24 protein-coding genes are annotated in these 24692 nt (G+C 64.5%); 9 read left to right on the forward strand and 15 right to left on the reverse strand.

Translation table 11 applies throughout. The features are described 5' to 3' along the window. Positions 1-6 precede the first annotated feature (6 nt). The 9 genes from SB756_RS08825 to SB756_RS08865 all read right to left on the reverse strand — a co-directional run bounded on the left by SB756_RS08825 (position 7) and on the right by SB756_RS08865 (position 10428). Positions 7-1629 carry a dipeptide ABC transporter ATP-binding protein gene (locus SB756_RS08825; RefSeq protein ID WP_410910675.1) on the reverse strand — a complete coding sequence of 541 codons (1623 nt, stop codon included), beginning with the start codon at positions 1627-1629 and terminating at the stop codon, positions 7-9. After that, positions 1626-2516: an ABC transporter permease gene (locus tag SB756_RS08830; protein WP_341795665.1), complete on the reverse strand. Its 891-nt coding sequence runs from the start codon at positions 2514-2516 to the stop codon at positions 1626-1628. Before SB756_RS08830 ends, SB756_RS08825 begins: the two co-directional genes overlap by 4 nt. A gap of 2 nt (positions 2517-2518) precedes the next feature. Next, positions 2519-3469 (reverse strand): ABC transporter permease, encoded by a 951-nt coding sequence (locus SB756_RS08835; RefSeq protein ID WP_410910676.1) that lies wholly within the window; start codon positions 3467-3469, stop codon positions 2519-2521. Next, positions 3466-5094 carry an ABC transporter substrate-binding protein gene (locus tag SB756_RS08840; RefSeq protein WP_410910677.1) on the reverse strand — a complete coding sequence of 543 codons (1629 nt, stop codon included), beginning with the start codon at positions 5092-5094 and terminating at the stop codon, positions 3466-3468. Before SB756_RS08840 ends, SB756_RS08835 begins: the two co-directional genes overlap by 4 nt. A 152-nt stretch (positions 5095-5246) precedes the next feature. Further along, the gene (locus tag SB756_RS08845; protein WP_410910678.1) at positions 5247-6041 is read right to left on the reverse strand and encodes a class II aldolase/adducin family protein; all 795 of its coding nucleotides are present in this window, start codon (positions 6039-6041) and stop codon (positions 5247-5249) included. A 23-nt stretch (positions 6042-6064) separates the two neighbouring features. Beyond that, a complete protein-coding gene (locus SB756_RS08850) occupies positions 6065-7009 on the reverse strand; it encodes a D-isomer specific 2-hydroxyacid dehydrogenase family protein (RefSeq protein WP_341795662.1) in 945 nt (314 codons plus the stop codon). Beyond that, entirely contained in the window at positions 7006-8142 is a 1137-nt protein-coding gene (locus SB756_RS08855; protein ID WP_028612975.1) for an acyl-CoA dehydrogenase family protein, read from the reverse strand. The genes SB756_RS08850 and SB756_RS08855 overlap by 4 nt, the downstream gene beginning before the upstream one ends. 264 nt (positions 8143-8406) lie before the next feature. Next, positions 8407-9297: a LysR family transcriptional regulator gene (locus tag SB756_RS08860; protein WP_049275362.1), complete on the reverse strand. Its 891-nt coding sequence runs from the start codon at positions 9295-9297 to the stop codon at positions 8407-8409. 84 nt (positions 9298-9381) lie between these two features. Continuing rightward, positions 9382-10428, reverse strand: a complete 1047-nt coding sequence (locus tag SB756_RS08865; protein WP_341795660.1) for a LacI family DNA-binding transcriptional regulator — start codon at positions 10426-10428, stop codon at positions 9382-9384. Between the two features lie 260 nt (positions 10429-10688). On the opposite strand from SB756_RS08865, the gene SB756_RS08870 reads away from it, so the two are divergent. The 4 genes from SB756_RS08870 (at position 10689) to SB756_RS08885 (ending at position 16375) form a co-directional block, all read left to right on the forward strand. Then, positions 10689-12905 carry a TonB-dependent receptor gene (locus SB756_RS08870; RefSeq protein WP_341795659.1) on the forward strand — a complete coding sequence of 739 codons (2217 nt, stop codon included), beginning with the start codon at positions 10689-10691 and terminating at the stop codon, positions 12903-12905. 162 nt (positions 12906-13067) lie between these two features. Further along, complete coding sequence (locus SB756_RS08875) at positions 13068-14402, forward strand: LLM class flavin-dependent oxidoreductase (protein WP_410910679.1); 1335 nt, start codon at positions 13068-13070, stop codon at positions 14400-14402. Then, positions 14399-15442, forward strand: coding sequence for an L-glyceraldehyde 3-phosphate reductase (mgrA, locus tag SB756_RS08880; protein ID WP_410910680.1), 1044 nt, complete (start codon positions 14399-14401; stop codon positions 15440-15442). The genes SB756_RS08875 and mgrA overlap by 4 nt, the downstream gene beginning before the upstream one ends. A 3-nt stretch (positions 15443-15445) precedes the next feature. After that, positions 15446-16375 carry an aliphatic sulfonate ABC transporter substrate-binding protein gene (locus SB756_RS08885; protein WP_410910681.1) on the forward strand — a complete coding sequence of 310 codons (930 nt, stop codon included), beginning with the start codon at positions 15446-15448 and terminating at the stop codon, positions 16373-16375. Between the two features lie 165 nt (positions 16376-16540). Here SB756_RS08885 and SB756_RS08890 read toward each other — a convergent pair whose 3' ends face one another. Continuing rightward, positions 16541-17020 (reverse strand): GNAT family N-acetyltransferase, encoded by a 480-nt coding sequence (locus tag SB756_RS08890; RefSeq protein WP_016486745.1) that lies wholly within the window; start codon positions 17018-17020, stop codon positions 16541-16543. Between the two features lie 124 nt (positions 17021-17144). Between SB756_RS08890 and SB756_RS08895 the strand changes: the two genes are divergently transcribed. The 5 genes from SB756_RS08895 (at position 17145) to SB756_RS08915 (ending at position 20680) form a co-directional block, all read left to right on the forward strand. After that, positions 17145-17774 carry a LysE family translocator gene (locus tag SB756_RS08895; RefSeq protein ID WP_410910682.1) on the forward strand — a complete coding sequence of 210 codons (630 nt, stop codon included), beginning with the start codon at positions 17145-17147 and terminating at the stop codon, positions 17772-17774. Between the two features lie 21 nt (positions 17775-17795). Continuing rightward, positions 17796-18668 (forward strand): alpha/beta fold hydrolase, encoded by an 873-nt coding sequence (locus SB756_RS08900; RefSeq protein WP_341795654.1) that lies wholly within the window; start codon positions 17796-17798, stop codon positions 18666-18668. Between the two features lie 96 nt (positions 18669-18764). Next, complete coding sequence (locus SB756_RS08905; protein WP_341795653.1) at positions 18765-19652, forward strand: pirin family protein; 888 nt, start codon at positions 18765-18767, stop codon at positions 19650-19652. Positions 19653-19729: 77 nt separating this feature from the next. Next, entirely contained in the window at positions 19730-20233 is a 504-nt protein-coding gene (locus tag SB756_RS08910; RefSeq protein WP_410910683.1) for a DNA-3-methyladenine glycosylase family protein, read from the forward strand. Between the two features lie 186 nt (positions 20234-20419). Next, positions 20420-20680 carry a DUF1652 domain-containing protein gene (locus SB756_RS08915; protein WP_041167745.1) on the forward strand — a complete coding sequence of 87 codons (261 nt, stop codon included), beginning with the start codon at positions 20420-20422 and terminating at the stop codon, positions 20678-20680. Positions 20681-20700: 20 nt separating this feature from the next. Here SB756_RS08915 and SB756_RS08920 read toward each other — a convergent pair whose 3' ends face one another. The 5 genes from SB756_RS08920 to SB756_RS08940 form a co-directional block, all read right to left on the reverse strand. Then, positions 20701-21315: a Yip1 family protein gene (locus SB756_RS08920; protein WP_016499858.1), complete on the reverse strand. Its 615-nt coding sequence runs from the start codon at positions 21313-21315 to the stop codon at positions 20701-20703. A gap of 86 nt (positions 21316-21401) precedes the next feature. Further along, on the reverse strand, positions 21402-21689 hold the full coding sequence (locus SB756_RS08925; protein ID WP_028612962.1) for a hypothetical protein: 288 nt from the start codon (positions 21687-21689) through the stop codon (positions 21402-21404). Positions 21690-21855: 166 nt separating this feature from the next. Further along, positions 21856-22503 (reverse strand): DNA oxidative demethylase AlkB, encoded by a 648-nt coding sequence (gene alkB, locus SB756_RS08930; protein ID WP_341795652.1) that lies wholly within the window; start codon positions 22501-22503, stop codon positions 21856-21858. Between the two features lie 250 nt (positions 22504-22753). After that, positions 22754-24199 (reverse strand): curlin, encoded by a 1446-nt coding sequence (locus tag SB756_RS08935; RefSeq protein ID WP_410910684.1) that lies wholly within the window; start codon positions 24197-24199, stop codon positions 22754-22756. A 16-nt stretch (positions 24200-24215) separates the two neighbouring features. Next, complete coding sequence (locus tag SB756_RS08940) at positions 24216-24689, reverse strand: curlin (protein WP_338747337.1); 474 nt, start codon at positions 24687-24689, stop codon at positions 24216-24218. Positions 24690-24692: the final 3 nt, after the last annotated feature.

Below are 24692 nucleotides of genomic sequence, written 5' to 3' on the forward strand. Positions count from 1 at the left end.
TAGAACTCAAGCCGCAGCAGAGGCTGGGCGCCCAGGAATGGCAGCAATCAACTCCCGCGTATACTCGCTCGCCGGCCGCTCGAAAACCTGCTCGACCGCCCCGTGTTCCACCACTTGACCCTTGCGCAATACCAGCACCTGGTCGGCCATGCTCGCCACTACCGCCAGGTCATGCGATACCAGCACATAAGCCATGCCCAACTCTCGTTGCAGCTCATCCAGCAGTGCCAGAATCTGTGCCTGTACCGATACATCCAGCGCACTCACCGGCTCGTCGAGCAGCAACAGTTCTGGCTGTAGCGCCAGCGCCCGGGCAATCGCCACGCGCTGGCGCTGGCCGCCGGACAGTTCGCGGGGCAGGCGGTCCAGGTAATGCAGAGGCAGGTGCACGCGTTCGATCAGTTGGCGCGCGCGTTGCTCCAGGGCCGCACCTTTGAGCAGGCCAAACGACACCAGCGGCTCGACGATGCTGTCGAACACCGTGAAACGCGGGTCGAGGGCGGCGAAGGGGTTTTGCTGCACCAGTTGCATGCGTCGGCGCAAGGGGCGGAACTGGCGCCAGCCGTGGCCCGTGACATCCTGCTGGTCGAACAGCACGTGGCCTTGGCTGGGCGTTTCCAGGCCCAGGGCAATGCGCAGGGCGGTGCTCTTGCCCGAACCGGATTCACCGACGATGGCCAGCGTTTGCCCCGGGTGAACCTGCAAGTCCAGGCCTTGCAACGCGACAAAGCGGTTGTCCTGGCCTTTTACCTTGGGCAATTCGAACGTTTTGCCAACCCCCTGCAGGCTGAGGATCGGCTTTGAGCCCGGCGCCAGTTGGCGGGGCTGGCGACGAGCGCTGAATGCCGGTGCGGCATTGAGCAGGGCACGGGTGTACGGGTGGTGCGGTGCCTGCACGATCTGCGCGGGTGGGCCTTGCTCCACCAGTTCGCCCTGCTTCATCACCAGCAGGCGGTCGGCGCGGTCGGTGGCCATGCCCAGGTCGTGGGTGATGATCAGCAACGAGATGCCACGCTCGGCCACCAGCCGCTGCAAGTGATCGAGGATCTTGCGTTGCACGGTCACGTCCAGCGCGCTGGTGGGTTCGTCGGCGATGATCAGCCGTGGGTTGCCGGCCAGGGCGATGGCAATCAGCACCCGCTGGCGCATGCCGCCAGACAGCTCGTGCGGGTACTGGCGGGCGCGCACCGCCGGGTTGTCGAGGCCAACCTGGGCTAGTAACTCCAGCACATCGGCATCGACGCTGCGCGAGCGGCCGCCTTGGGCCAGCACTAGCGCCTCGCCGATCTGCTGGCCAATGCGCAGGGTGGGGTTGAGGCTGACCATCGGGTCTTGTGGCACCAGGCCGACGGTACGCCCACGCAGCTGGCGTTTCTGCCGTTCGCTGGCGCGCACTACATCCAGCCCGTCGACCCACAGCTGGCCACTGTCGATGCGCGCCGTGCCCGGTAGCAGGCCGAGCAGGGCGTTGGCCAAGGTCGACTTCCCCGAGCCTGACTCGCCGACAATGGCCACGGTCTCGCCCTGGGCCAGGCTGAAGGCAAGGTGCTTGACGGCCTGCGTAGCCTGGCCGGAGGCGTGATAGCTGATGCTGAGGTCGCGTACCACAAGCAATGGCTGGTCGTTCATCGTGGGTGCTCCTCGAAGGTGCGGGCAAGGTGGTTGAGGCTGAACACCACGGCGACCACGAACAGGCCGGGCAGCAGCGACACCCAGGGTGCGGTAATCAGGAAATGCCGGCCGTTGGCAATCAGGGTGCCCCATTCGGCTGCTGGTGGTGCTGCGCCAAAACCGAGGAAACTCAGGCCGGCCGTGGCCAGGATGGCGGCGCCGAAGTCCAGCGTGGCCAGCACGGCCACCGGCCCCCAGGCATTGGGCAGCACATGCCGCAGCAAGGTGCGGCGCCAGCTGGCGCCACCCAGGCGTGCGGCCTCGACATAGGGCAGGGTCTTGACCCGCAGCACTTCGCCGCGGGTGGTGCGGGCAAAGCCGGGGATGATGCCGACGCCGACGGCGATTGCCACCGGCACCGTGCCAAAACCGATGGCGGTGACAATGGCCAGGGCCAGCAGCAGGCCGGGCAGGGCCAGCAGCACATCGACCAGGCGCATGAGGGCGGCATCCAGGCGCCCGCCGGCAAACCCGGCGAGTACGCCCAGGCTCAACCCGCCGGCCAGGGCAATGCCAACCGCCAGCAATGCGGCCTGCACCGACAGGCTGGCGCCATAAACCACGCGGGTATACAGGTCGCGGCCCAGCTCGTCGGTGCCGAACCAGTGGGCGGCGCCAGGGGCCCGCAGCTTGTCGGCAGGCGACGTGGAGTAAGGGTCGAAGCTGGTCAGCCAGTGCGGCGCCAGTGCCGCCAGCAGGGCGAACAGCACCACCAGCAGCGCCAGGCTGAAGCCCGGGCGGGCCAGCAAAGGGACGAGTGCCTGGCCCAGGCGCTGCAGGCGTGTGCGGCGCTTCCAGGTGGCTGGCGGGGCGGCGGCACGCAGGGGGTGAGTATCGGCGGTCATGGTCAGGTCACCTTCGTGGCGTGGGCGATGCGGGGGTCAAGGTACGGGTACAGCAGGTCGACGATCAGGTTCACCAACACGAAGGCCGCCGCTGACACTGCGACAATCGCCAGCACCACCGGGATGTCTTGGCGCAGTACGGCTTCCTGGGCCAGGCGGCCAACGCCATTGCGCGAGAAAATGGTCTCGACCAGCACTGCCCCGGACACCGTGTTACCCACCTGCAACCCGACCAGGGTAAGGATTGGCAGGGCCGCATTGCGCAGGCCGTGCCGCGCTTGAACCTGCGCACGGCTCAGACCCTTGGCGAATGCGGTGGCGATGTACGGCTCCTGCCATACGCTTTGGAAGCCGCGCTGCAATACTTGGGCGTACACCGCAGCACTGGGGATGGCCAGGGTCACGGCCGGCAGCACCAGGCTGGCAAAGCCCTGGTTGCCGGTGGCCGGGAACCAGCCCAGGCCGAAGGCGAACACCTGGATCAGCAGCAGCCCCATCCAGAACACCGGTACGGAAAAGCCCAATGACGGCAAGCGTGACAGCGCCACTTTCAGCGGTTGCCATTGCAGGTAGGCGGTGAGGTAGGCCAGGCCGATGCCGCCAAGCAACGACAGCGCGATGGCGAAGCCGGCCAGGGCCATGGTTTGCGGCAGGCGCTCGGCCAGCAGCGCGGTCACTGGCCGGTTCAGTGACAACGACTGGCCCAAGTCGCCGTGCAGGGCCCGCCATAACAGGTCGATGTACTGCTCGAAAATGCCCTTGTCCAGCCCGTAGTAGGCACGGGCCTTGGCCAGGTCCTCGGGCGACAGGCCATCGGCTTCCATGCCCGATGCACTGAGCATGATCGCCAGGGTGTCCCCGGGCAGCAGATAGAGGATGAAGTAGGTGATGGTGTAGGCGCCCCACAACACCAGCAGCGCCTGGCCGATGCGGCCGATCAGGTAGTGGTTCATGGCTGCGCGACCTGGATGTCACTGAGGAAGGCAAAGCCTTCGGCGGTCCAGCGGAAGTCCTTGACCCGAGGTGCGGTGGCGGCTTGCCACACGCGTTCGTACAGCGGGAACGCCGAGGCTTCGTCAACCAGCAGGTCTTGCAGCTGGCCATAGGCCTGTGCGCGTTGTTCGTCGCGGGTGGCGGTGATGCCGTTGTCGAACAAGGCCTGCGCCTTGTCCAAGGTGTGTGGCTCGTAAGTATTGGTGGCCAAGGTGGCACTGCTGGCAGCGCGTGGGTCGAGGATGGTCTGCAGGATGATCGGATCGGCGCGCGTCATGTAGGTGGAGGTGAGGTCGTAGTTGCCCGAGGCATTGCCGGCCACCCATTCGGCCCGGGTCAGCACGTTCAGCTTGAGGTCGATGCCAACTTTGCGCAGTTGGTCTTGCACCAGTACATCGCCGGCGCTTTCGGCGGGGGAGATGTTGTAGCGCAGGGTCAGGCGTTTGCCGTCCTTGTGCCGGTAGCCGTCAGCGCCCTTGCTCCAGCCGGCGGCGTCCAGCAGGCGCTCGGCGCCCTGCGGGTCGTAGGCCAGCTTGTCGGCCTGGGGCTTGAAGTACGGCGTGGTCACGTCATACACCCCGGTCACTACCGGGAACTCGGCGTTGTATACGGTGTGCGCATAGCTGGTGCGGTCAATGGCCTTCTGCAGGGCCAGGCGCACCTGGCGGTCGCCCAGCAGGCGGTCGTTGCGGGTGTTGGGGTAAAGGTTGAGCGCCGGGCCTGGCAGCGAGCGGCTCTGGATGGTCGCGCCTTTTGCCTGGAACAGCTTCAGGTCAACTTCGGAGAACGGGTTGCGTGGCCAGAGGATGTCGGCCTTGCCTTGCAGGAACAGGCCGTTGCGCACGCTTTCTTCGGGGATGTAGCTGATTTCCACGCGGTCCAGGTGGGCGGCGCCGGGGTTTTTGACGTTGGCGGAGGCCCAGGCATAATCCGCTCGCTTGACCAGGCGTGCGCCTACTTCCGGGGTGTAGTGTTCGAGGATGAACGGGCCGGTGCCGATGATCTTGCCCAGCGAACGCTCCTGGGCAGTGAGCGCGTAGGAGGCCGGAGCGAGGATGGCCAGGTTGGTGGTTGACGTGGCCTGCAGGAAGCCGGCGTTGGGCCGTGAAAGCACCAGGCGGACGGTGAACGGATCGACCACTTCGGCATGGTCAAAACCGGCCAGGTAGGTGGCGCCGAACGTGGCAGGCAGTTGTGCCGCGAAAGCCTTGTTGCTGTCGAAGGCGTTTTTCACGGCTTGGGCGTCGAAGCGCTCGCCATTGCTGAAGGTGACGTCCTGGCGCAGGTGGAAGGTGTACTGCAGGGCGTCGTCGCTGACCTCCCAGCTGCTGGCCAGCCAGGGGATGATGCGGCCTGTGGCCGGGTCCTGGTCGGTGAGTGATTCGGCAACGTTGCGCAGCAGTACGCGGTGCTCCAGCCAGTAGACCTGGAACGGGTCGACGCTGACCAGCGTGGTGTTGTCGCCCCAGAAGGCGATGTTCAGGGTTTTGCTGGTGGCATCTTCGCCGGAGGGGGAGCAGGCGGCGAGCGTGAAGGCCAGGGTGGCGCAGGCCAGCAGGCTTCTGGCCAGGTGAAGTGGAGGCATTGGGCGTTCCTTCGATGGGATATGAGGTGTTTGTTCGGGCCCTGTCGCCGGCAAGCCAGCTCCCACAGGACCGCCACAGGCCTGAATCCGATGGAAATCCTGTGGGAGCTGGCTTGCCGGCGATAGGGCCGGTAGAGGCCACAGAAAACCTGTCAGTTCTGGTAATCCAGCCCCTCCCGGTCCAGCTGCCGGATCAGCGCATCCCAGTGCCGCTGGATCCCTTCACCCAACCCGTCGGAAAACCGCTTGGACTGTTCATGCACCTTGGCGATCGCCGCCGGCGCAGCATGCAGCAACTGGTCGTTGCCCCCGGCCTGCGCTGCGACCTGGATGTTGCAGGCCCGCTCCAGCCCGTGCAGTTCACGGAAGGCATGCTCCACGCTGACACCCCCGGTCAGCAGGCCATGGTTGCGCAGGATGAGGATGTTGCTGTCGCCCAGGTTGGCCACCAGCCGCTGCTGCTCGTCCAGGTCCAGGGCGACGCCTTCGTAGTCGTGGTACGCCACCCGGCTGTAGTACGCCAGGGCGTGCTGCGAGATCGGCAGCAGGCCGTCGCGCTGCGCCGACACCGCCGCTCCATCGCGGGTGTGGGTGTGCAGCACGGCCTTGAGGTCATGCCGGGCGCGGTGGATCGCGCTGTGAATCACATAGCCTGCCTGGTTGATGCCCAGGCCCAGCGGGTCGTCGATGATGGTGCCATCCACGTCCACCTTCACCAGGTTGGACGCGGTGATCTCGTCGAACAGCAAGCCAAAGGCATTGATCAGAAAGTGCTCGTCAGGCCCCGGCACGCGTGCCGAGAAGTGTGTGTAGATGTGGTCGGTCCAACGGAACAGCGCGGCCAGGCGGTAGGCGGCGGCCAGTTTGACCCGCACCTCCCATTCTTCGGCGCTGATCCGCTGGCGTACGGTGTTTTCCTGGGCGATGACGACAGACAGTGCAGTCATGGTGTTCTCCAATAGGTGTGGGTTCAGTAGCCGCGCTGGGTGTCGACCAGGTTGTGCAGCGGTGCTTGTTCGCGGTAACGGGCGAAGTTGTCGAGAAACGCGTCGAGCAGGGCCGGGTAGCCGTCCTCGGAAATGGCCGAGGTGTGCGGAGACAGGAACACCCGAGGGTGCTGGTAGAGCGGGTGGCCCGCTGGTAGCGGTTCCGGATCGGTGACATCGAGGCTGGCGCGGCCGATCAGCCCGTTGTCCAGGGCTTCAAGCAGGGCGCCCTGGTCCAGCAGCCCGCCACGAGCGATGTTGATCAGGTGCAGCCCGGGTTTGGCCTGGGCCAGCACCTGGCGGTCGATCAGGCCACGGGTGGCGGGGGTGAGCGGGGCGGCGATGACCAGGTGATCGCTGCCGGCAAACAGCTGCTGCAGGTTGTCGACGCGCTGCACGCCCGGCACCTCGGCAATGGGTTGGCCTGGGCGGTTCAGCGCCAGTACCGGCATGCCCAGGGCGTTTGCCTTGCGTGCCAGGCTCTGGCCGATGCTGCCGAAGCCGAAGATGCCCAAGGTGCGGCCACGCACGGGGGCGAGCGGGGTCAGGCGCCAGTCGGCGTCCTTGACCCACAAGCCCGGCAGCTGTTTGGCCGCGGCAAACACCAGGGCCAGGGCGAATTCGGCCACCTGCTCGGCATTGGCGCCGCGGCCACTGGTGACCGGCGGGCCCTGAAACACCCAGTCGGGGTAGAAGTCGATGCCCGAGGACACTACCTGCACCCAGCGCAACGCCCACGGCCAGCCCGCTGGCGGGTTGTCCACGCGGTTACCGCGTACATTGATCGGGCGCACGATGAACACGTCGGCGGGGACGTCCAGGTGCAACTGGCCCGGGGCGATATCGATCACCTCGTGGTCGGGCAATCGGTCGCGCAGGTATTGGTTGGCCGGTGCGTCCAGCTGGCTGGCGATGATCGAGTGGCTCATGCCGCCACCTCCGCCAGGGCGGCACGGCCGACATGGCCGAGCACCACGTCGTCTTGAGGGGTGTGGATGCGGCTGCACAGCACATCACGGTAGTGCCGCTCCAGCGGGTTGCGCCGCGACAGGCCAGGATTGCCCGCAGCCTCGATGGCCAGTTCCACGGCCTGGATGGCGTTGCGGCTGACCAGGTGCTTGAGCTGCCCGGCGTGGCGCGGATCGACCTGCCCGGTCACGGCCGCGTTCAACAGGCTCTGGTTGGCGAACAGCAAGGTGTCGATACGCCCGACCACGTCCTGGAAACGCGGCAGGCTGGCCAGCGGTGCACCGAGGTTGGATGGCGCGCGCTGGTTCAGGAACTGCACCAGCCAGTCGCGTGCGGCCTGGGCCACCCCGTCGTACAGCGCAGGCAGCAACACTGCCATCCACAGCAGGCCGGTGCTGTCGAGCTCGGCGCGCGGTGCGCTGGCCGGGCTGACGCTGACGGCATGATCGAGCGGGATCAGCACCTCGTCGAACTGCACTTCATGGCTGCAGGTGGCGCGCATGCCCAGGTGGTCCCAGTCTTCGACGATACGGATGCCCGGGGTGTCCTTGTGCACCAGGAAGCCGCCCACCAGTGGGTCTTGGTCGTCGCTGCGGGCCCATACCAGGTACCAGGTCAGGCCATGGCTGCCGGTGGAGTAGATCTTGCGCCCGGACAACCGCCAGCCCTCGGCGGTGCGCCGGGCGACGGTGGCCGGCAGGCCGCCGCGGGCGGGTGTGCCCAGTTCGGGTTCAACGCGAAACGCGTTGATCAGCGCGCCGTCGGCCACCGCGTCGCGGGCCACCTGCAGGCGCAGGTGCTCGGGCCAGCGGTCTTCGTCCTGCAGGCGAAAGTGCTGCAGATACTGCATTACGAGGATCAGTGCGGTGGACGGGCAACCTTTGCCGACCGCGGCGATGACCTGGCGCGCACTGGCCAGGTCGGCGCCACCGCCACCCAAGTCGCGGGGCACGGTGAAACCCAGCAGGCCGTGGCGGTGCAGCAGGTCGAAGTTGTCGGCGGGGAACCGGCCGCTGCGGTCGTAGCGTTCGGCGTTGGCGGCCAGGGCCTGGGTGAGTTCGGCAAGGGCGCTGGCGGAAGGGGGGTGACTCATGGGTATTCATCCCTGGAACACGGTGGGTTTCTAAGACCGTATTCGTATGGATGATCGCTGTAAAAGTCTTTTTTGTTCTATGCTAATTATTAACTTAAAGAATTAAAACTGTATTTAGTTATGCGAGTTGGTTATTTTATTGACAATGGAATGATAGGGCTGCTACGCAACCCAATCGCGACGCAAGGTCGCTCCCACAGTGACCGCGCAAACTCTTGGATTTTGATCAACGCAGTTGCTCTCATAAGGGATTGCGCTTTCAGCTCACCCGCACAGTTGCTGACCGGCCACCCGGCCAAACAGCTCGACCGGCTCCTGAAGGTTGCCCAGGTAGCGTGGGTGGAACAGCCACAAATCCACCTGCGGCTTGAAGTCCGTCACACTGACCACGTCCAGCGCATCGCGGTGGCGGCTGTTCTGCAACAAGGGCTCGGGCACCAGCCCGAGCCCCTGCCCATTGGCCACCAGCCCCAGTTGCAGCTCGGTGCCAAAGGTCTCCAGGTTGATCGACAGCCTCAGCCCCTGTTCGCTCAGGGCGCGCTGCAACCCTGCGCGAAAGCCGCAACCATCGGGGTTGAGCACCCAGCCACGGGTGTAGCAGTCCTTGAGCTTTAGGCTGCGCTTGCCGGTACTGCCCTTGGCCGCTACCACCCGCAGCGGCATGCGGGCGATCGACTGGCTGGCGATGCCCTCGGGGAAGATCTTGCCGGGCGGGAACAGTGCCGCGGCGGCATCCAGCTCGCCGTTTTCCATGCGTGCGATCAGGCTGCTGCCCCAGCCACTGGTGACCTGGGTGCGCAGGTCGGGGTAGGTTTCACGAATCTGTGCCAACGCATCGAGCAGCACCACATCGCCAAGGGTTTGCGGCACGCCCAGGCGCAGGGTGCCGGACGGGGCCCCGTCGTTCGCCACCAGCTCGCGCAGCGAGTCGATCTCACGCAAGATCGCCTTGCACTGCTCGTACACCCGCAGGCCCATGGGCGTCGGTTTCAGCGGCTTGGTATTGCGGTCGAGCAGGGTGGCGCCCAGGTCTTCCTCGAAGTTCTGCACGCGGCGGGTGATGGCCGGCTGGGTCAGTTGCAGGGCCTCGGCGGCCAGGTTGGTCGACTGGCAACGGATGACCGCCACGAAGGCGTCCATGTCATCGATTTTCATATTCGGCGCTCACATATTGGGGCGGTGGGACATACCAGAGGAGAATAATCCTCAATGGCCGGATTGTCACAGCACCTGTGCACCTCACGCGCTTTCGCGGGCAATCAACTCACACGCCAACAGGTTCAGCCGCTGCACTTCCCCCTCACGCGCCACCACACCCAGGTGCTGCAACACCCGCAACGCCGCCACTTCGCCTATTTCCCGCGAGGGCGGGCGCAGGGTGGTGAGGCTGGGCAGCAGCATGTTGGCGAAGGGATAGTCGCCAAAGCCGACGATGGCCATGTCTTCCGGCAGGCGCAAACCGGCGCGTTGCCCGGCCAGCAGAGCACCGGCCGCCAGGTTGTCATTGGCGAAGATGATCGCCTCGGGCCGTGGGGTGCGGCGGATCAACGCTTCCATGGCCTGCTTGCCCGCCTCGAACGGCGCGCAGTCGGCCGAGGGCACGAATACCCAAGGCTCCAGCCCGGCTACCCGCAACGCCTCGATATAGCCATCGCGCCGCTCCAGCGCACTCAGGTCGCCGGCCGCGCTGTTCTGTACGAAAGCGATGCGCCGGTGGCCCTTGTCCAGCAGATAGCGGCAGGCCTGTACGCCCACCTGGTGATGAAGGAAACCCACTTGCAAGGGCGACCGCTCAGGGCGGTAGTCCCATATTTCCACGACTGGCACGTCTGCGTTGGCCAGCATCTTTTCTGTGGCCGGGCTGTGGAAATGGCTGGTCACCACCAACGCTGCCGGCGACCAGCCGAGAAACGCCCGCACCGCGCTTTCTTCCTGCGCTTCGCTGAAGTAACTGGACGCCAGCAACAACTGGTAGCCATGGCGGCTGAGGGTATCGCTGAACGCCTGGATAGTCTGGGCGAAGATCGGCCCGGAGATATTAGGGATCACCATGCCGACGATGCGCCCACGGGCCGACGCCAGCCCCCCGGCCACCAGGTTAGGCACATAGCCCAATGCCTGCACGGCAGCTTCGATACGCTCGCGCAAAGGTGTCGACACCTGATCTGGCTGGTTGAAGTAGCGCGACACGCTGATGGCCGAAACCTCAGCGGCCCGAGCCACCTCGGCAAGGGTGACACGGCCTGCGCCGCGGCGCTTGCGGGGGGGATCCTTGGCCTGGCTCACCGGGCTGCCTCCTGGGGAAATGGCGCGATGGTAGCGCTAACGGGAAGGCGCTTGGCAAATAGCTTTATTGCATATCAATCTGACTTTTAAGTATTTGACGTGCTAAGCGAAGCCCTCTGATACTTGCGGATGTTAGCGCTAACAAGCGCAGCTGTTGGCAAGCGCCTGCCACTCGCACGAGCGAGACCAGACAACCACAGCAACTCCGTGTCGGCCCCGCCTGAAGGGGCCTGGTCTGGTTTCCCGAGGCAGTGAGCACCATGCAGAAAAGCCGTACACCATTCCCCGCTACGCAACGTCGGCCGCTGGCCGCAGCCATCCTGCTGGCCGCTTTTGGCCAAGCTGCCCAGGCAGCCGAGCCGGCCGAAGCAGCGGCTCCGCAGGCCACTGCATTGGGCGCCGTCACCGTGACCGCCACGCGCCGCGAAGCTACGCTGCAGGAAGTGCCGGTGGCAGTGTCGGTGATCGACGGCGAACAGTTGGAGCGAGACAACCGCAACAACGTTGCCAGCATCGTCCAGCAGGTGCCTACCCTCAATTACCGCGCCGGCGCCTCGAACAAGGACACTTCGTTGTTCATCCGCGGCGTGGGCACCATTTCGACCTCGCCCGGCGTCGAGCCAACCGTGGCGACGGTGGTCGACGGCGTGGTGTTCGGCCGCCCGGGCCAGTCCACCCTCGACCTGCTCGACCTTGAACGCATCGAGGTACTGCGCGGGCCGCAGGGCACCCTGTTTGGCAAGAACGCCTCGGCGGGTGTACTCAACGTGGTCAGCAAGGCCATCCCCGAGCAGACCCAGGGTTATGTGGACTATTCGCACTTTGGCGGTGGCGACGAGAACCGCCTGCGCTTTGGTATTGGCGGGCGCCTGAGCGAGCAGTTCAAGGGGTCGTTGAGCACCTTGTGGGGCGACTACGATGGCAATGTCGAAAACGTTGCCAATGGCCACGACGTCAATGGTTACGAACGCAAAGGCGCCCGCGGCAAGCTGGAGTTCGAGCCCAACGAAGACGTGCGCCTGACCCTGATTGCCGACTACATGAAGGGCGAGGACACCTTGCCCAGCGGCGTGATCACCAGCGCCAGCGCCGCATTCGCCAGCCAGTTGCGCCCGGTGACGCCAAGCGCCCACAACCGCGACATCAACAGCGACTTCAAAACCCACGTCGAAGACGAGAACCAAGGGCTCTCGGCCCAGCTGGACTGGCAGCTGGGCGACTACACCCTGACATCGATCAGCGCCTGGCGGGGTTGGGACAATACCCAGTACCAGGACGGCGACCGCCGCGCCTTGCTGCCGGTGACGGCGTCCCATGACAAGGGCACGGTGGACTATGACCAGTACAGCCAGGAGTTTCGCCTGACGTCGCCCAAAGGGCAGTTCAACGAATACGTGCTGGGCGCCTTCTACATGCATGGCACGTCCAGCGAGACCTACCAGCGCCTGTCGGTCAATGGCGGCGTGGCCAACACTGGCCGCGCCGACTATTCCACCACCAACGACAGTGTCGCGCTGTTCGGTGAGAACACCTTCAACTTCACCGATGACTTGCGCGCCATTTTCGGCCTGCGCTGGACCCACGACGACCTTGAGTACGACCACCGCCGGGTCTCCACCTCGGCCACCGCAGTGACCGGTATCCAGCCCTCGACTGCAAGTTCCGGCTCGGTGGACGAGGACGGCTGGAGCGGGCGGACCGGCTTGCAATACGACTTCAACGACAACCTGACGGGCTACGTCACCTATTCGCGCGGCTATAAAGGGCCGGCCTACAACGTGTTCTTCAACATGCAGCCGCGCGACACCGGGGCACTCAAGCCCGAAACCTCGGATGCCTACGAAATCGGCTTGAAAAGCACGGCGCTGGACAATCGCCTGACCGCCAACCTGGCTGTGTTCCACACCGACTACGACAACTACCAGGCCAACTTCTTCGACACCGTGGCCAACCAGGTGGTAACCCGCCTGGTGAATGCCGGCAAGGTCAAGACCCAGGGTGTGGAGCTGGATGCCAGCTTCCAGGCCACCTCGCGGCTGAAGCTGTCGACGGCCGTGGCCTACACCAAGGCCCGTGTCGATCACTTCAACTGCCCGGCGGGTGCGGCGGCCAACTGCAACATCGATGGCGGCCGCCTGCCGTTCACGCCGGACTGGAAGACCTACCTGCGCGCCGATTACGTGATCCCGCTGGACAACGGCCTGGATGTGGAACTGAGTAGCGACTACAGCTGGCAGGACGCCGTGCAGTTCAGCCTCGACCAGAATCCGGACACCGTGCAGGGCGCCTATGGCATCTGGAACGCCAGCATTGCCCTGGCCGACTACAACGACGGCTGGCGCGTAGCCCTGTTGGGCAAGAACCTGGGCGACAAATCGTATGCGCAGATGCTGGCCAGTGGCGGCGACTACATCTACCGCTCAGTACCGCGGGATGACGGGCGCTACTTCGGCGTACAACTGCGCAAGGATTTCTAAGCCTGCGCACGATCCCTGTAGGAGCGGCCTTGTGTCGCGATCGGGCCGCACAGCGGCCCCAGATTTCAGCTTCGCCACTTAAATCGCCGGGGCCGCTTTGCGGCCCGATCGCGACACAAGGCCGCTCCTACAAAAAGCGACCTGGTTTTAAAGGAGATCTCAATGCCCCGCCAAATGAATCTGGGCGCCTTCCTCATGGCGACCGGTCACCACGTGGCCGCCTGGCGCCACCCGGAGGTACCGGCCGACCCGCTGGATTTCGCCACCTACAAGCGCACCGCACAAATCGCCGAAGCCGCGTGCTTCGATGCCTTGTTCGTCGCCGACAGCGTCGCCGCCCCCAACGACCCCCTGGCCAGCCACAGTGCCCGCTCGGTGTACTACGAACCACTGACCCTGTTGTCGGCGCTGAGTGCAGTCACCGACCGCATCGGCCTGATCGCCACCGCCACCACCAGCTACAACGAGCCTTACCATGTGGCACGCAAGTTCGCCTCGCTGGATCACCTGTCCGCAGGCCGTGCCGGCTGGAACCTGGTCACCTCCGACGCTGCCGCTGAGGCCGGCAACTTTGGCCGGCAGGCGCATATCCCGCATGCCGAGCGTTACGCCCGCGCCCGTGAATTCCAGCAGGTGGTGCAAGGGCTTTGGGACAGCTGGGCCGATGACGCGTTCTTGCGCGACAAGGCCAGTGGCCTGTTCCACCACCCGCAGGCCGTGCGTGCCCTCGACCATGTGGGCGAGCACTTTCGCGTCAAAGGTCCGCTCAATGTTGCCCGCTCGCCACAGGGGCGACCGGTGCTGGTGCAGGCCGGCTCGTCCGAAACCGGCCGCGAGCTGGCCGCACAAAGTGCCGAGGTGGTGTTCACCGCCCAGCCGAGTCTGGCCCGCGCACAGGCTTTTTACACCGACCTCAAGGGTCGCCTGGCCCGCCACGGGCGAGATGAGGATTCGCTGAAGATCATGCCCGGCGTGTTCGTGGTGGTGGGGCAAAGCCAGGCGCAGGCCGAGGACAAGTACGAACAGTTTCAGGCGCTGGTCGACCCGCGTGTCGGCGTTGGCTTGCTCGGGCGCATGCTCGGCAACTTCGACCTTTCCGGCTACCCGCTGGATGGCCCGCTCCCAGAGTTGCCGCCCACCGAGGATGGCCAGCGCAGCCGCCAGCTACTGCTGACCGAACTGGCCGGCACTGAACAGCTGACCCTGGCCCAGCTGGGGCGGCGCATCGCCGGTGGGCGAGGGCACTACAGCCTGGTGGGTACCCCGACGCAGATCGCCGAGGAGCTGCAAGCCTGGTTCGAAGGCGGCGCCGCCGATGGCTTCAACGTGCTGGTGCCGCACCTGCCCCTGGGGCTGGAAGACTTCGCTGTGCACGTGGTGCCCGAGCTGCAGCGTCGCGGCCTGTTCCGCCGTCAGTACCAGGGCCACACCCTGCGCGAGCATCTGGGCCTGCAACGCCCAGCCAACCCATACTTTGCCGAACGAGGCCAACCATGAGCTACACCGCCAACCCCGAGCGCTATGCGCGCATGCCTTACCGTCGCGTCGGTCGCAGCGGCCTGGTGCTGCCGGCCCTGTCCCTGGGCCTGTGGCACAACTTTGGCGATGCCACGCCCATCACCACCCAGCGCGCCTTGCTGCACACGGCGTTCGATGCCGGTATCAACCATTTTGACCTGGCCAACAACTACGGCCCGCCCTATGGCAGTGCCGAGACCAACTTCGGCCGGCTGCTGCGCGAGGACCTGCGCAGCTACCGCGACGAGCTGATCATTTCCAGCAAGGCCGGCTGGGACATGTGGCCGGGACCTTACGGGCAGGGCGGCAGCTCGCGCAAGTACCTCATCGCCAGCCTGGACCAGAGCCTGGCGCGCCTGGGTCTGGATTACGTCGACATCTTCTATTCGCACCGTTTCGATGCCGACACCCCACTGGAAGAAACGGCCATCGCACTGGCCGACATCGTGCGCCAGGGCAAGGCGCTGTACATCGGCATCTCGTCCTATTCAGCCGGCAAGACCGCAGAAATCGCGGCGTTGCTGCAAGCATTGAAGGTGCCGCTGCTGATCCACCAGCCGTCGTACAACCTGTTCAACCGTTGGATCGAACGGGACCTGCTCGACACCACCGATGCCTTGGGTGCCGGGGTGATCGTGTTCACTGCGCTGGCCCAGGGCCTGCTCAGCGATAAATACCTCAATGGCATCCCGGCTGATGCCCGTGTGAACCGTGCGGGTGGCGGCTCGCTGCTACCCCAGCATTTGTCGCAAGCCAACATCGCCCGCGCACGCGCCTTGAATGAGATTGCCCGTCAGCGTGGCCAGAGCCTGGCCCAACTGGCGCTGGCCTGGACCCTGCGCGACCCACGGGTGAGCTCCGCGCTGATCGGCGCCAGCCGGCCCGAGCAGATCACCGAGAATGTGGCCGCGCTCGACAACCTGGCCTTTACCGCCGAAGAGCTGGCCGCCATCGACCAGTACGCCGTGGAAGGGGGGATCAACCTGTGGGAAAAACCCTCGACCGACTGGAAGGAGTGACCCATGCGCATGCTACGCCTTGCCATGCTGGTGTTGCTGGCCCTGGCCAGCGCGGCCCAGGCCGCAGACCCGGCTACCTTGCGTATTGGCTACCAGAAGGGCTCGATCAGCCTGGTCCTGGCCAAGCAGCATCAGCTGCTGGAGCAACGTTTTACCAATACGCGCGTGCAATGGATCGAGTTCCCCGCCGGCCCGCAGATGCTTGAAGCGTTGAACATCGGCAGCCTCGATATCGGCTCGACCGGTGACATTCCGCCGATCTTTGCCCAGGCCGCCGGCGCCGACCTGTTGTACATCGGTGCCGAGCCGCCCAAGCCCCAGGCTGAAGTGATCCTGGTGCCGAAAGACAGCCCGATCAGCGCTGTGGGTGAACTCAAGGGCAAGCGCATTGCCCTGCAGAAGGGCTCCAGCGCGCACAACCTGCTGTTGCGTGCCCTGGCCAAGGCCGGGCTGAGCATTGGCGATGTTCAGCCGGTGTACCTGGCACCTGCCGATGCCCGGGCGGCTTTCGAGCGGGGCAGCGTGGACGCCTGGGCAATCTGGGACCCGTTCTACTCGGCTATCGACCTGGAGGGCAAGGCGCGGCTGCTGGCCGACGGCCAAGGGCTGGGGCTGATCGGGCCATTCATGCTGGGTTCACGCACCTATGTCGAAGCCCATGGCGCCTTTGTCGGGCAATTGTTGGAAGAAATCAGCCGGGCCGAGGCACTTACCCGCAGCGACCAGGCTGGGAGCATCCGCTTGCTGGCACAGTTCATGGGCTTGCCAGAAGAAGTGGTAAAGCGCAGTTTCAGCCACCGGCCGGCGTCACCGGTGCTGCCGGTAAGTGATGAGATCGTGGCGGCGCAGCAGCGTACGGCGCAGCTGTTCTTCGACAACAAGGTAGTGCCCAAGCGGGTCGACATTGCCGGGGCAGTGTGGCGGCGGCAGTAACTTTACCTTCGGGCTCACATCGGTCCCTGTACTATCGGCCTTGTGCCGCGATCGGGCTGCATAGCAGCCCCGGCAATGTGTGCATATGCGCAGAAACCTGGGGCCGCTTCGCAGCCCGTTCGCGGCACAAGGCCGCTCCTACAAATGACCGCGTAAACCCGGCGGTCACCCGCGGGCGAATGCCGCCAGCTTCTCGCCATCCAGCCGGTAGCGCACCCACTCATCCTGCGCCTCGGCCCCCAGCTTCTGATAGAAGCCGATCGCCGGCTCGTTCCAGTCCAGCACGCTCCATTCCAGGCGCCCGCAATTGTTCGCCACTGCCTCACGGGCAATATGTCGCAGCAGTTGCCGGCCAGCACCGTCGCCACGCTGTTCAGGCGTGACGTACAGGTCTTCCAGGTAAATACCGTTGCGCCCAAGCCAGGTCGAGTAGCTGTAGAAATACACGGCAAAACCGACTGCCCGGCCATCGCGTTCGCACATCAGGCTACGCACCGTGCTCCCCTCGTCGAACAGGCTGTGCTCGATGTCGGCAAGGGTGGCGACCACCTCGTGGCGGGCGCGCTCGTACTCGGCCAGTTCGGTGATGAAGGCCAGGATCTGCTCGGCATCGGTGCGAACGGCAGGGCGAATGGTGAGGCTCATGGTGACGGCTTCCTTGGTCCGGGTTAGCGGTACAGTGATGTGTATCTGAATAATTTAATATAACTGTATCGGTCGCTGGAGTGGGCGACTCCGTTAGTGTGACAGCACCTATAACGAAAGTGGAATGCCCGCCATGCTTGCCTCTGCCGACCTGCTGACCGCTTTCGTGCTGTTTGCCTTCGTATCCTCCATCACCCCCGGCCCCAACAACACCATGCTGCTGGCCTCGGGGGTGAACTTCGGCGTGCGTCGCTCCATCCCTCACGCCCTGGGCATCAGTGTCGGTTTCATGGTCATGGTGCTGGCCGTCGGCCTGGGCCTGGGTGAGGTATTCAAGGCCTGGCCACCGCTGTACACGGTACTGCGCTACACCGGGGCCGCCTACCTGCTGTATCTGGCCTGGAAGATCGCCACTGCCGGGCCGGTTGGCACGGCCTCGTCCAGCGTCCGTAAACCCCTTGGTTTCTGGGGTGCGGCGGCGTTCCAGTGGGTCAACCCCAAGGCCTGGGTGATGGCGGTGGGTGCGATTACCACCTACACACCGGCGCAAGGCTATGTGACCAACGTGATCGTGATCGCCGCCTTGTTCGCCCTGGTCAACCTGCCCAGCGTCGGTGTGTGGGTCATGTTTGGCAGCGCTCTGCGCAACATATTGCAAAACCCGCGCTGGCTGATGCTGTTCAATGTCCTGATGGCCTTGTTGCTGGTGATTTCCCTCTACCCGCTGCTGTTTGTAGAATCGGCGTTTTCCTAGCCCCGCGAGTACAGCAAGCCGATGCAGTTGATCCCCTGGTCCCATGAATGCGCCGAAGGTTTTACCCTGCGGGGTTGGCGAACCCCGGCCAGTGGCAAGCCGTTGCTGCATTTTTTGCACGGCAATGGCTTCTGTTGCCTGGCCTACCAACCGCTGCTGATGCGCCTGGGCGAACATTTCGACCTGTGGCTTTGCGACGTCCAGGGGCATGGCGACACTGACCATGGTGGCGTGTTTCGGGGGTGGAACCGCACTGCCGAGCTGGCAGTGGAAGCCTTTCAGGCCGGGCGTGGCGAGTACGGCGATGTGCCGCGGTTTGCCGTGGGACACAGCTTTGGCGGCGTGCTTACGGGCCTGATCCTGGCCGCTGAACCTGCGCTGTTCGAGCGTGCGGTGTTGCTTGACCCCGTGTTGTTCAGCCGTCGCATGCTGGGTGTGATGGGCGCGGCAGCACTGGTTGGCCTGCACCGGCGTCATGCTCTGGCGCGCAAGGCCGCCAGCCGCCGCAGCCACTGGCCTGATCGCGAGGCAGCGCTGGCCTCGCTGCAAGGGCGGGGCATCTTCAAGGGCTGGACCGATGCGGCGCTGCAGGCTTATGTCGAACACGCCATCGGCGATTGTGGCGATGCAGTGGTGCTCAAGTGCCGGCCCAGCCGGGAAGTGGAAATCTTCAGTTCATTCCCCAAACGCATGTGGGCGCGCCTTGCAGCGATCAGCACGCCGACACGGATTCTGTATGGCGAACAGACTTATCCCTTCGTGCCACATTCGGTGAACCGCCTGGCGGGGCTCAACCGGCATGTAACCGCCCGGCAAGTTGCCGGTGGGCACTGCTTCATGCAGGAGGACCCGGCCATGGCGGCCGAGCAGGTGCTCGCTTTCTTGCAGGGTTGACTGTTCCATAGGTGGAACGATGCATGCCGAATAACCCGTCTACCGCCTGATTGGTATCATTGATAAGGTTATCCCAGCCAAGAGAGGAGCCTTCTCATGAAAAACATTCTGGGTATCCACCGCAGCCCACACGCCCATTGGGTAGGTGATGGCTTTCCCGTTCGCAGCCTGTTCACTTACGACAACCTGGCCAGCCGGATCAGCCCGTTCCTGCTGCTGGACTACGCTGGCCCCCATGACTTCACCCCGACCACTGCGCGGCGCGGCGTTGGACAGCACCCGCACCGCGGTTTCGAGACCGTGACCATCGTCTACCAGGGTGAGCTGGAGCACCGTGACTCCACGGGCGCTGGCGGCCTGATCGGGCCAGGTGATGTGCAGTGGATGACCGCCGCCAACGGCATCATCCATGAAGAGTTTCATTCCCCGTCCTTTGCCCGCAGTGGCGGTACGCTGGAAATGGTCCAGCTGTGGGTCAATTTGCCAGCGCGTGACAAGCGTGCAGCCGCCGGTTATCAGACGCTGCTGAGCAGCGATATCCCGGTGGTGGCGCTGGATGGAGACGCCGGTAGCTTGCGGGTGATTGCCGGTGACTACCGTGGGCACCAGGGGCCTGCCCGGACCTTTACCGCCATGGATGTGTGGGACCTGCGGCTGAATGCCGGCGCGTCCTTGCAGCTGCCAGTTGCTGCCGGTCGAAACGCTGCGCTGGTGGTGCTGCGCGGTAACGTGCGAATCAACGGCGAGCGTGAAGCGGGCCCGTCCAGCCTGGTCCTGCTGGACCGTCAGGGTGAGGATGTCACCGTCGAGGCGTTGGAAGGTGCCAGTGTGCTGCTGCTCAGTGGCGAGCCGATCGATGAGCCGATTGTCGGCTATGGCCCTTTCGTGATGAACAGCCAGGCGGAGATTGCCGAGTCGTTCGACGATTTCCATGCCGGGCGGTTCGGGCAGATGCAGGATGAGCGCGAAGGTGCTCAGCACTGAGTCTTGGCTGAAAAGCTGGGGTGCGAAGCGCCCCCGGCTTTCGTGTGCCCCAAGGCTGGGATGCCTGCGAACAAGCCATGCGTACTGTGCTGGGCCAGCAAATCAGCGTGGCCGGCGCCATGACCCTGGCCGGCCGGCTGGTACAACGTCACGGCACAGCGCTGCGTCTGCCGGTCGCGGGCCTGAGCCATGTGTTCCCGGCTTTGCCGGCATTGGCCAATGCGCAGTTCGAAGACATGGGCATGCCGCGAGCGCGCGCCATCACCCTCGGCACCTTGGCCAATGCACTACTGGCTGAACCCGGGTTGCTGCGTCGCGGCCAAGCGCTGGATGAGCTGCTGCGCAACCTGTGCCGGCTAAAAGGCATTGGGCCGTGGAGTGCGCACTACCTGGCGCTGCGCCAGGCCGGCGCTGCTGATGCCTTGCCGTTGGGCGATGTGGCGTTGATCAAGGCATTGCGCCTGCTTGAGGGCGATGACGCGAAACTGGTCGAACGGGCGCTGGCCTGGCGACCGTGGCGGGCCTACGCGGCGCAGCACCTGTGGGCATCGCTGGGGTCGGCAGGGACCGCTCGTCGTTAAGTCGGCCAATGCATCCGAACACTCGGCCCATGCCTGCAATCTTCCACTAAGGTGCTAGAGGATTCCCCGCATGATCATTGCCCCCGCGCATGGACGCCTGCCCGGGCATGCGCAATATCAATTGGCGCCCCGCCCGATAAAGGCGTACTCACTCACAACAGGCCATCGCACAGAGAGGGTCGTACCATGTCGTTGATAGGAGTTTCGATGCTGGAAATGCGGCAGATGATCGAGCAGGCCTGCTTGCCTGATCGCTGTGAAGTCAGCTGCCTGGATGGCGCCAACCTGACCATCCGCCTGGGTCAGGGTCAGAGTCTGGACGAGGGCGTGACCCTGAACGGGGTCCCGCTGCAAAGCCTTAACAGCTGCCGTGATCTGGTCCACCTGGTGGGGCAGCTGCACGCGCTGCGTGACAGCCGCCCGGCGCGAATCAGGTCGATTGCCTGAGTGCGCCCGTCGTGCCCCGGTCAGCCCAGGCTGGCCGGGCGTACGTATTCCGGCATCAGGCCGTTGAACCAGAACAGGATCATTGCCACCAGCATGGTCACCAAGAGTAGAAGCCCCACACCCCAGACGCATGTCGCAAACAGCATCGCCTGTTCCTTCTTCAACCGCAGGAATGTCTGCAACCCGCCATACAGCAATACGCTGGCATAAGCCGAGGCGGCGAGTAGTGCGGCGAAGGCCAGCCAGCGGATCGGCACCAGCCCGACCACGCCGGCAAAGAACCACGGCGTGGCACAGTAGGCGGCAAAACCAATGCATTGGTTGAGGCTGGGCTGCGCATCGAACCCTCGCGACATCCAACGTATCATCACCCCCATCAGCATCACGCCCACGACGGTAGTGGCATACAGCAGCCCTGCCAGTTGCGCGGCGCTGCCCATGCTCAGGCGTACCCGCTCCTCGGCTGCGAGGCTCCAGCCGAAGGTGGTAGTACCGACAAACAGGCACACAGCGGGTATCAATGCCAGGGCCAGCAGGCGCGGCAGGTATTGCTGTGGGTGGTCCTCTTCGGCCCGGCGGATATCCAGCCAGGCGTCGGCGGGGTGGGTGAAGAGCTTGAGTAATGGACTGTTCATGGCGTTCTCCGGCAGGCACGGGCCCTTTTGCTATGGAGATACGCCGCGCCGGGCCGGTTCAGCCGGTTTGGCCGCCGTTGATCGGCTTATTGCAGTTCCAGTAGCAGGTTCAGGCCGCCATCGCCGCACTTGCCCTTGTCGCGGACTACGCCGTGGTAACTGCGCCCATCCCAGACAAAGGCCACGCTATGAGCACGGTCGACCTTGTCAGGCAGTGGCGGGCAGATGTGCAGGCGCAGCCCCGGTCGGCCCTGCAGGTTGAGGGCGGCGAGCTGGCACTGGCATTCCACGCTTTGCGCCACCGGGCCGAACAGGGTGTCGCGTACGTAATCGAGCTGCAGCGAGGCATTGGGTGCGCGGCCAGGCATCTTCATCGGTACGTGGCTCCATCGCAACGGCTTGAAGGGCAGGGCGGGTTCGGCATGGCAGGCTCCAGGCAAAAGAAGGCGGCTTAATGTTTGAAGCTTGCCTGGCCAAGATGTTCAACGTGTTTCATGTGCATTCATCTTGTTCGCGCCGGGTGGCAGAAGGCAGGCCTGTTCAGGGGCCGGCCTTGCGCAAGGTCAGGTTGATCCGCCGCTCGCCCATGCGCGGATGCACGCCAGGTTTTATAGGCAGCACGCCATGAAAGCGCAAGCGGTCCTCACCACCCCAGACCAACACATCGCCGTGGCTCAGCGGGATGCGACGGGCCTTGTCGGCGCGCTGCAGGCCGCCGAACAGGAACACCGCCGGGAGGCCCAGCGATACCGACACGATCGGCTGGCCGAAGTCTTGCTCGTCGCGGTCCTGGTGCAGGCTTAGGCGTGTGCCTGGCAGGTAATGGTTGACCAGGCAGGCATCCGGCACGAAACCCTCGAAGCCGGCCAGGGCCGCAGCGCGGGTGGCGAGGGCGAGCAGCACCGGGGGCAGCGCGGGCCAGGGCTTGCCGCTGAGCGGGTCGCTGGGGCTGTAGCGGTAACCGTGTTCGTCACTCACCCAACCCAGCGTACCGCAGTTGGTCAGGCCTACAGCCATGCGCAGGCCACCCGGCGTGTGCATGTGCCGAAAGGGCGCTGCACGCAGCACCGGGCGCAGGGCATCGAGCAGGGCCTCGGTTTCTGCCAGGGCGAAACCGGGCAGCAGTAGGGTGTGGCTGGCCAGGCGCTGCGGCTGGTGGCCGAACAGGTCTAGGTCGGACTGGATCATGGCACCGCACATGTTCGAGGGATTGGATATTGTATCCCTGCAATTGCAATCCCTGTAGGAGCAGCCTTGTGCTGCAAAGAGGCCGGTATGCCTCCCAAAGATGTGCCGGTGCTGCAGGCCCTTTCGCAGCACAAGGCTGCTCCTACTGGGAATGCATATACCCGGCAGTATGAGAAGTTGCATAGGGTGTGAGCGAAAAAGGAACCGCGGCACCAGGGAGAGGAGTGCCGCGATTCAAGGGGGGAGAGGTTTACTTCTGGGTCACAGTGGCCAGGTTCGCGCTGCCCAGCTGGGTGATGGTGGCGGTTTGGGCGATACCGCTCTGGTCGACGAACGCCTTGTTGCCCTGGCCTCCCTGGGTCACGTAGGCGACGTTGATGCTGTCAGTCTGTTTGATGGTGGCTTCGTTGCCGCTACCGTACAGCTGGTTGGTATAGCTCTGGTTGCTGTAGCCGGACTGGTCCAGGGTGATGGAGTTACCGGTGCCCTGGCTGTTGCCGTAGGCATAGTTGTCGGTACCGCGCTGGTCGGCGATCAGGATGTTGTCGGTGCCGTTCTGCTCGAAATACAGCTCGTTGTTGACGTCGTCCTGCTTGGTCGACATCTGGTTGCCTTTACCGGTCTGGTTTAGCGTGGCCACTTGGTCAGCGCCTTTCTGGGTCAGGTTGACGCCGTTGCCATTGCCGTTCTGGTTGATGGTGGCGTTCTGGTTGGTACCGAACTGGCCGCCCATCTTGGCGCCTTTCCAGTTGCTGGCGGTGATGCTGTTGCCATTGCCCTTGGTGTTGATGGTCAGGTTGAGGTTTTCACCATTCTGATAGGTGAAAAACAGGTTGTTGTTGCCGGTCTGGGTGATGGTGGCGGTGGCGTTGTTGGTCTCGAACTGGTCCGACCAGCTGGCGTTGGCATTGCCTTGCTGCGACAGGCTGACCTTGTTGGCGGCACCGAAGCTCTGGTCGATATAGCCTTCGTTAGTCTGGCCGGTCTGCACCACGGAGGCCTGGCTACCGACCTGGGTGTCCTGCCACACTTCCACCGAGTTGCCGCCACCGTACTGGCCAATGCCAATGGTGCCACCGGTGCCTTCGCGCTGGTCGCCGTAGGCCCAGTTGTCGTGGCCATCCTGGTACACCTGGATGTCGCCATCGACGTGGTTCAAGTGCTCGGCGGCGGCGTAGTTGTCCTGGCCGGTCTGGTTGACGGTACTGCGGTTGTTGGTGCCACCGAAGGTCTGCTCAATGAAGGCTTCGTTGCGCTGGCCGGATTGCCAGGTGGTGGCTTTGCTGCCTTCCTGGGTGTCCTGCCACACGGTGGATTTGTTGCCGACACCTTGCTGGGTTTGCAGCGATTCGTTGTTCAGCCCTACCGACTGGCTGGCGAAGGCATCGTTGTAGCTGCCCCCGGCACGCTGGGTGATCTTGCTGCCGTTCTCGAACAGTTGCTCGGCGTAGCCGGCGTTGTACTGGCCGGTGGCGCTCTGCTGGATATCGCTGGTGCTCTCGGTCTGCACCGCCATATGGTTGTGGCCCTTGCCCGTCTGGTTCTGGGTGGCCGAGGCGAAGGATGCTTGGGTCTGCGAGACTTCGGCGATGTTTTCCTTGCCGTCCTGGGTCTGGGACGAGGTGCTGTCAGCAGCCATGGCCTGACCTGCGAGGGCCAGGACGATAGCGGCACTTAAAGGGGCGAGCTTGTACATGGTGGTGCCTCCAGGTCTATCGATATTGGGTGATCTGAACATGCTGGCCATTGCCGGTCTGGGTCACGGAGCTGTTGAGGCCCGAGCCGGACTGCACGATGCTGGCGCTGTTGTCGTTGCCGATCTGCTCGATGGCTGCGCTGTTGCTGCTGCCGCTCTGGCGGATCGACGCGCTGTTGCCATTTCCCTGTTGGCTGATGCTGGCCATCAGGTCACTGCCTTCCTGCAAGATGTAAGCTTCCTGCGCACCGCCAGACTGGACGATACGGCCCAGCAGGGCCTGACCGTTCTGGTCGAGCGCGGCGCGGTTGCCTGACCCCTGCTGCTCGATCACCGCAGCCTGGCCGGCACCGACCGGCAGCAGGCGGATGATCACCGGTTCACCGAGGTCGTTGCCGGGCGCGAGGTCGGCATTGTCCATCAGGTCGTCGGCCCAGCTGGCCTGGCCCGCCAGGGCCAGGCTGAACAGCAGTGGATACAAGCGTTTCATGGC

The organism is Pseudomonas sp. SIMBA_068, from assembly GCF_046534705.1.
GTDB lineage: Bacteria > Pseudomonadota > Gammaproteobacteria > Pseudomonadales > Pseudomonadaceae > Aquipseudomonas > Aquipseudomonas putida.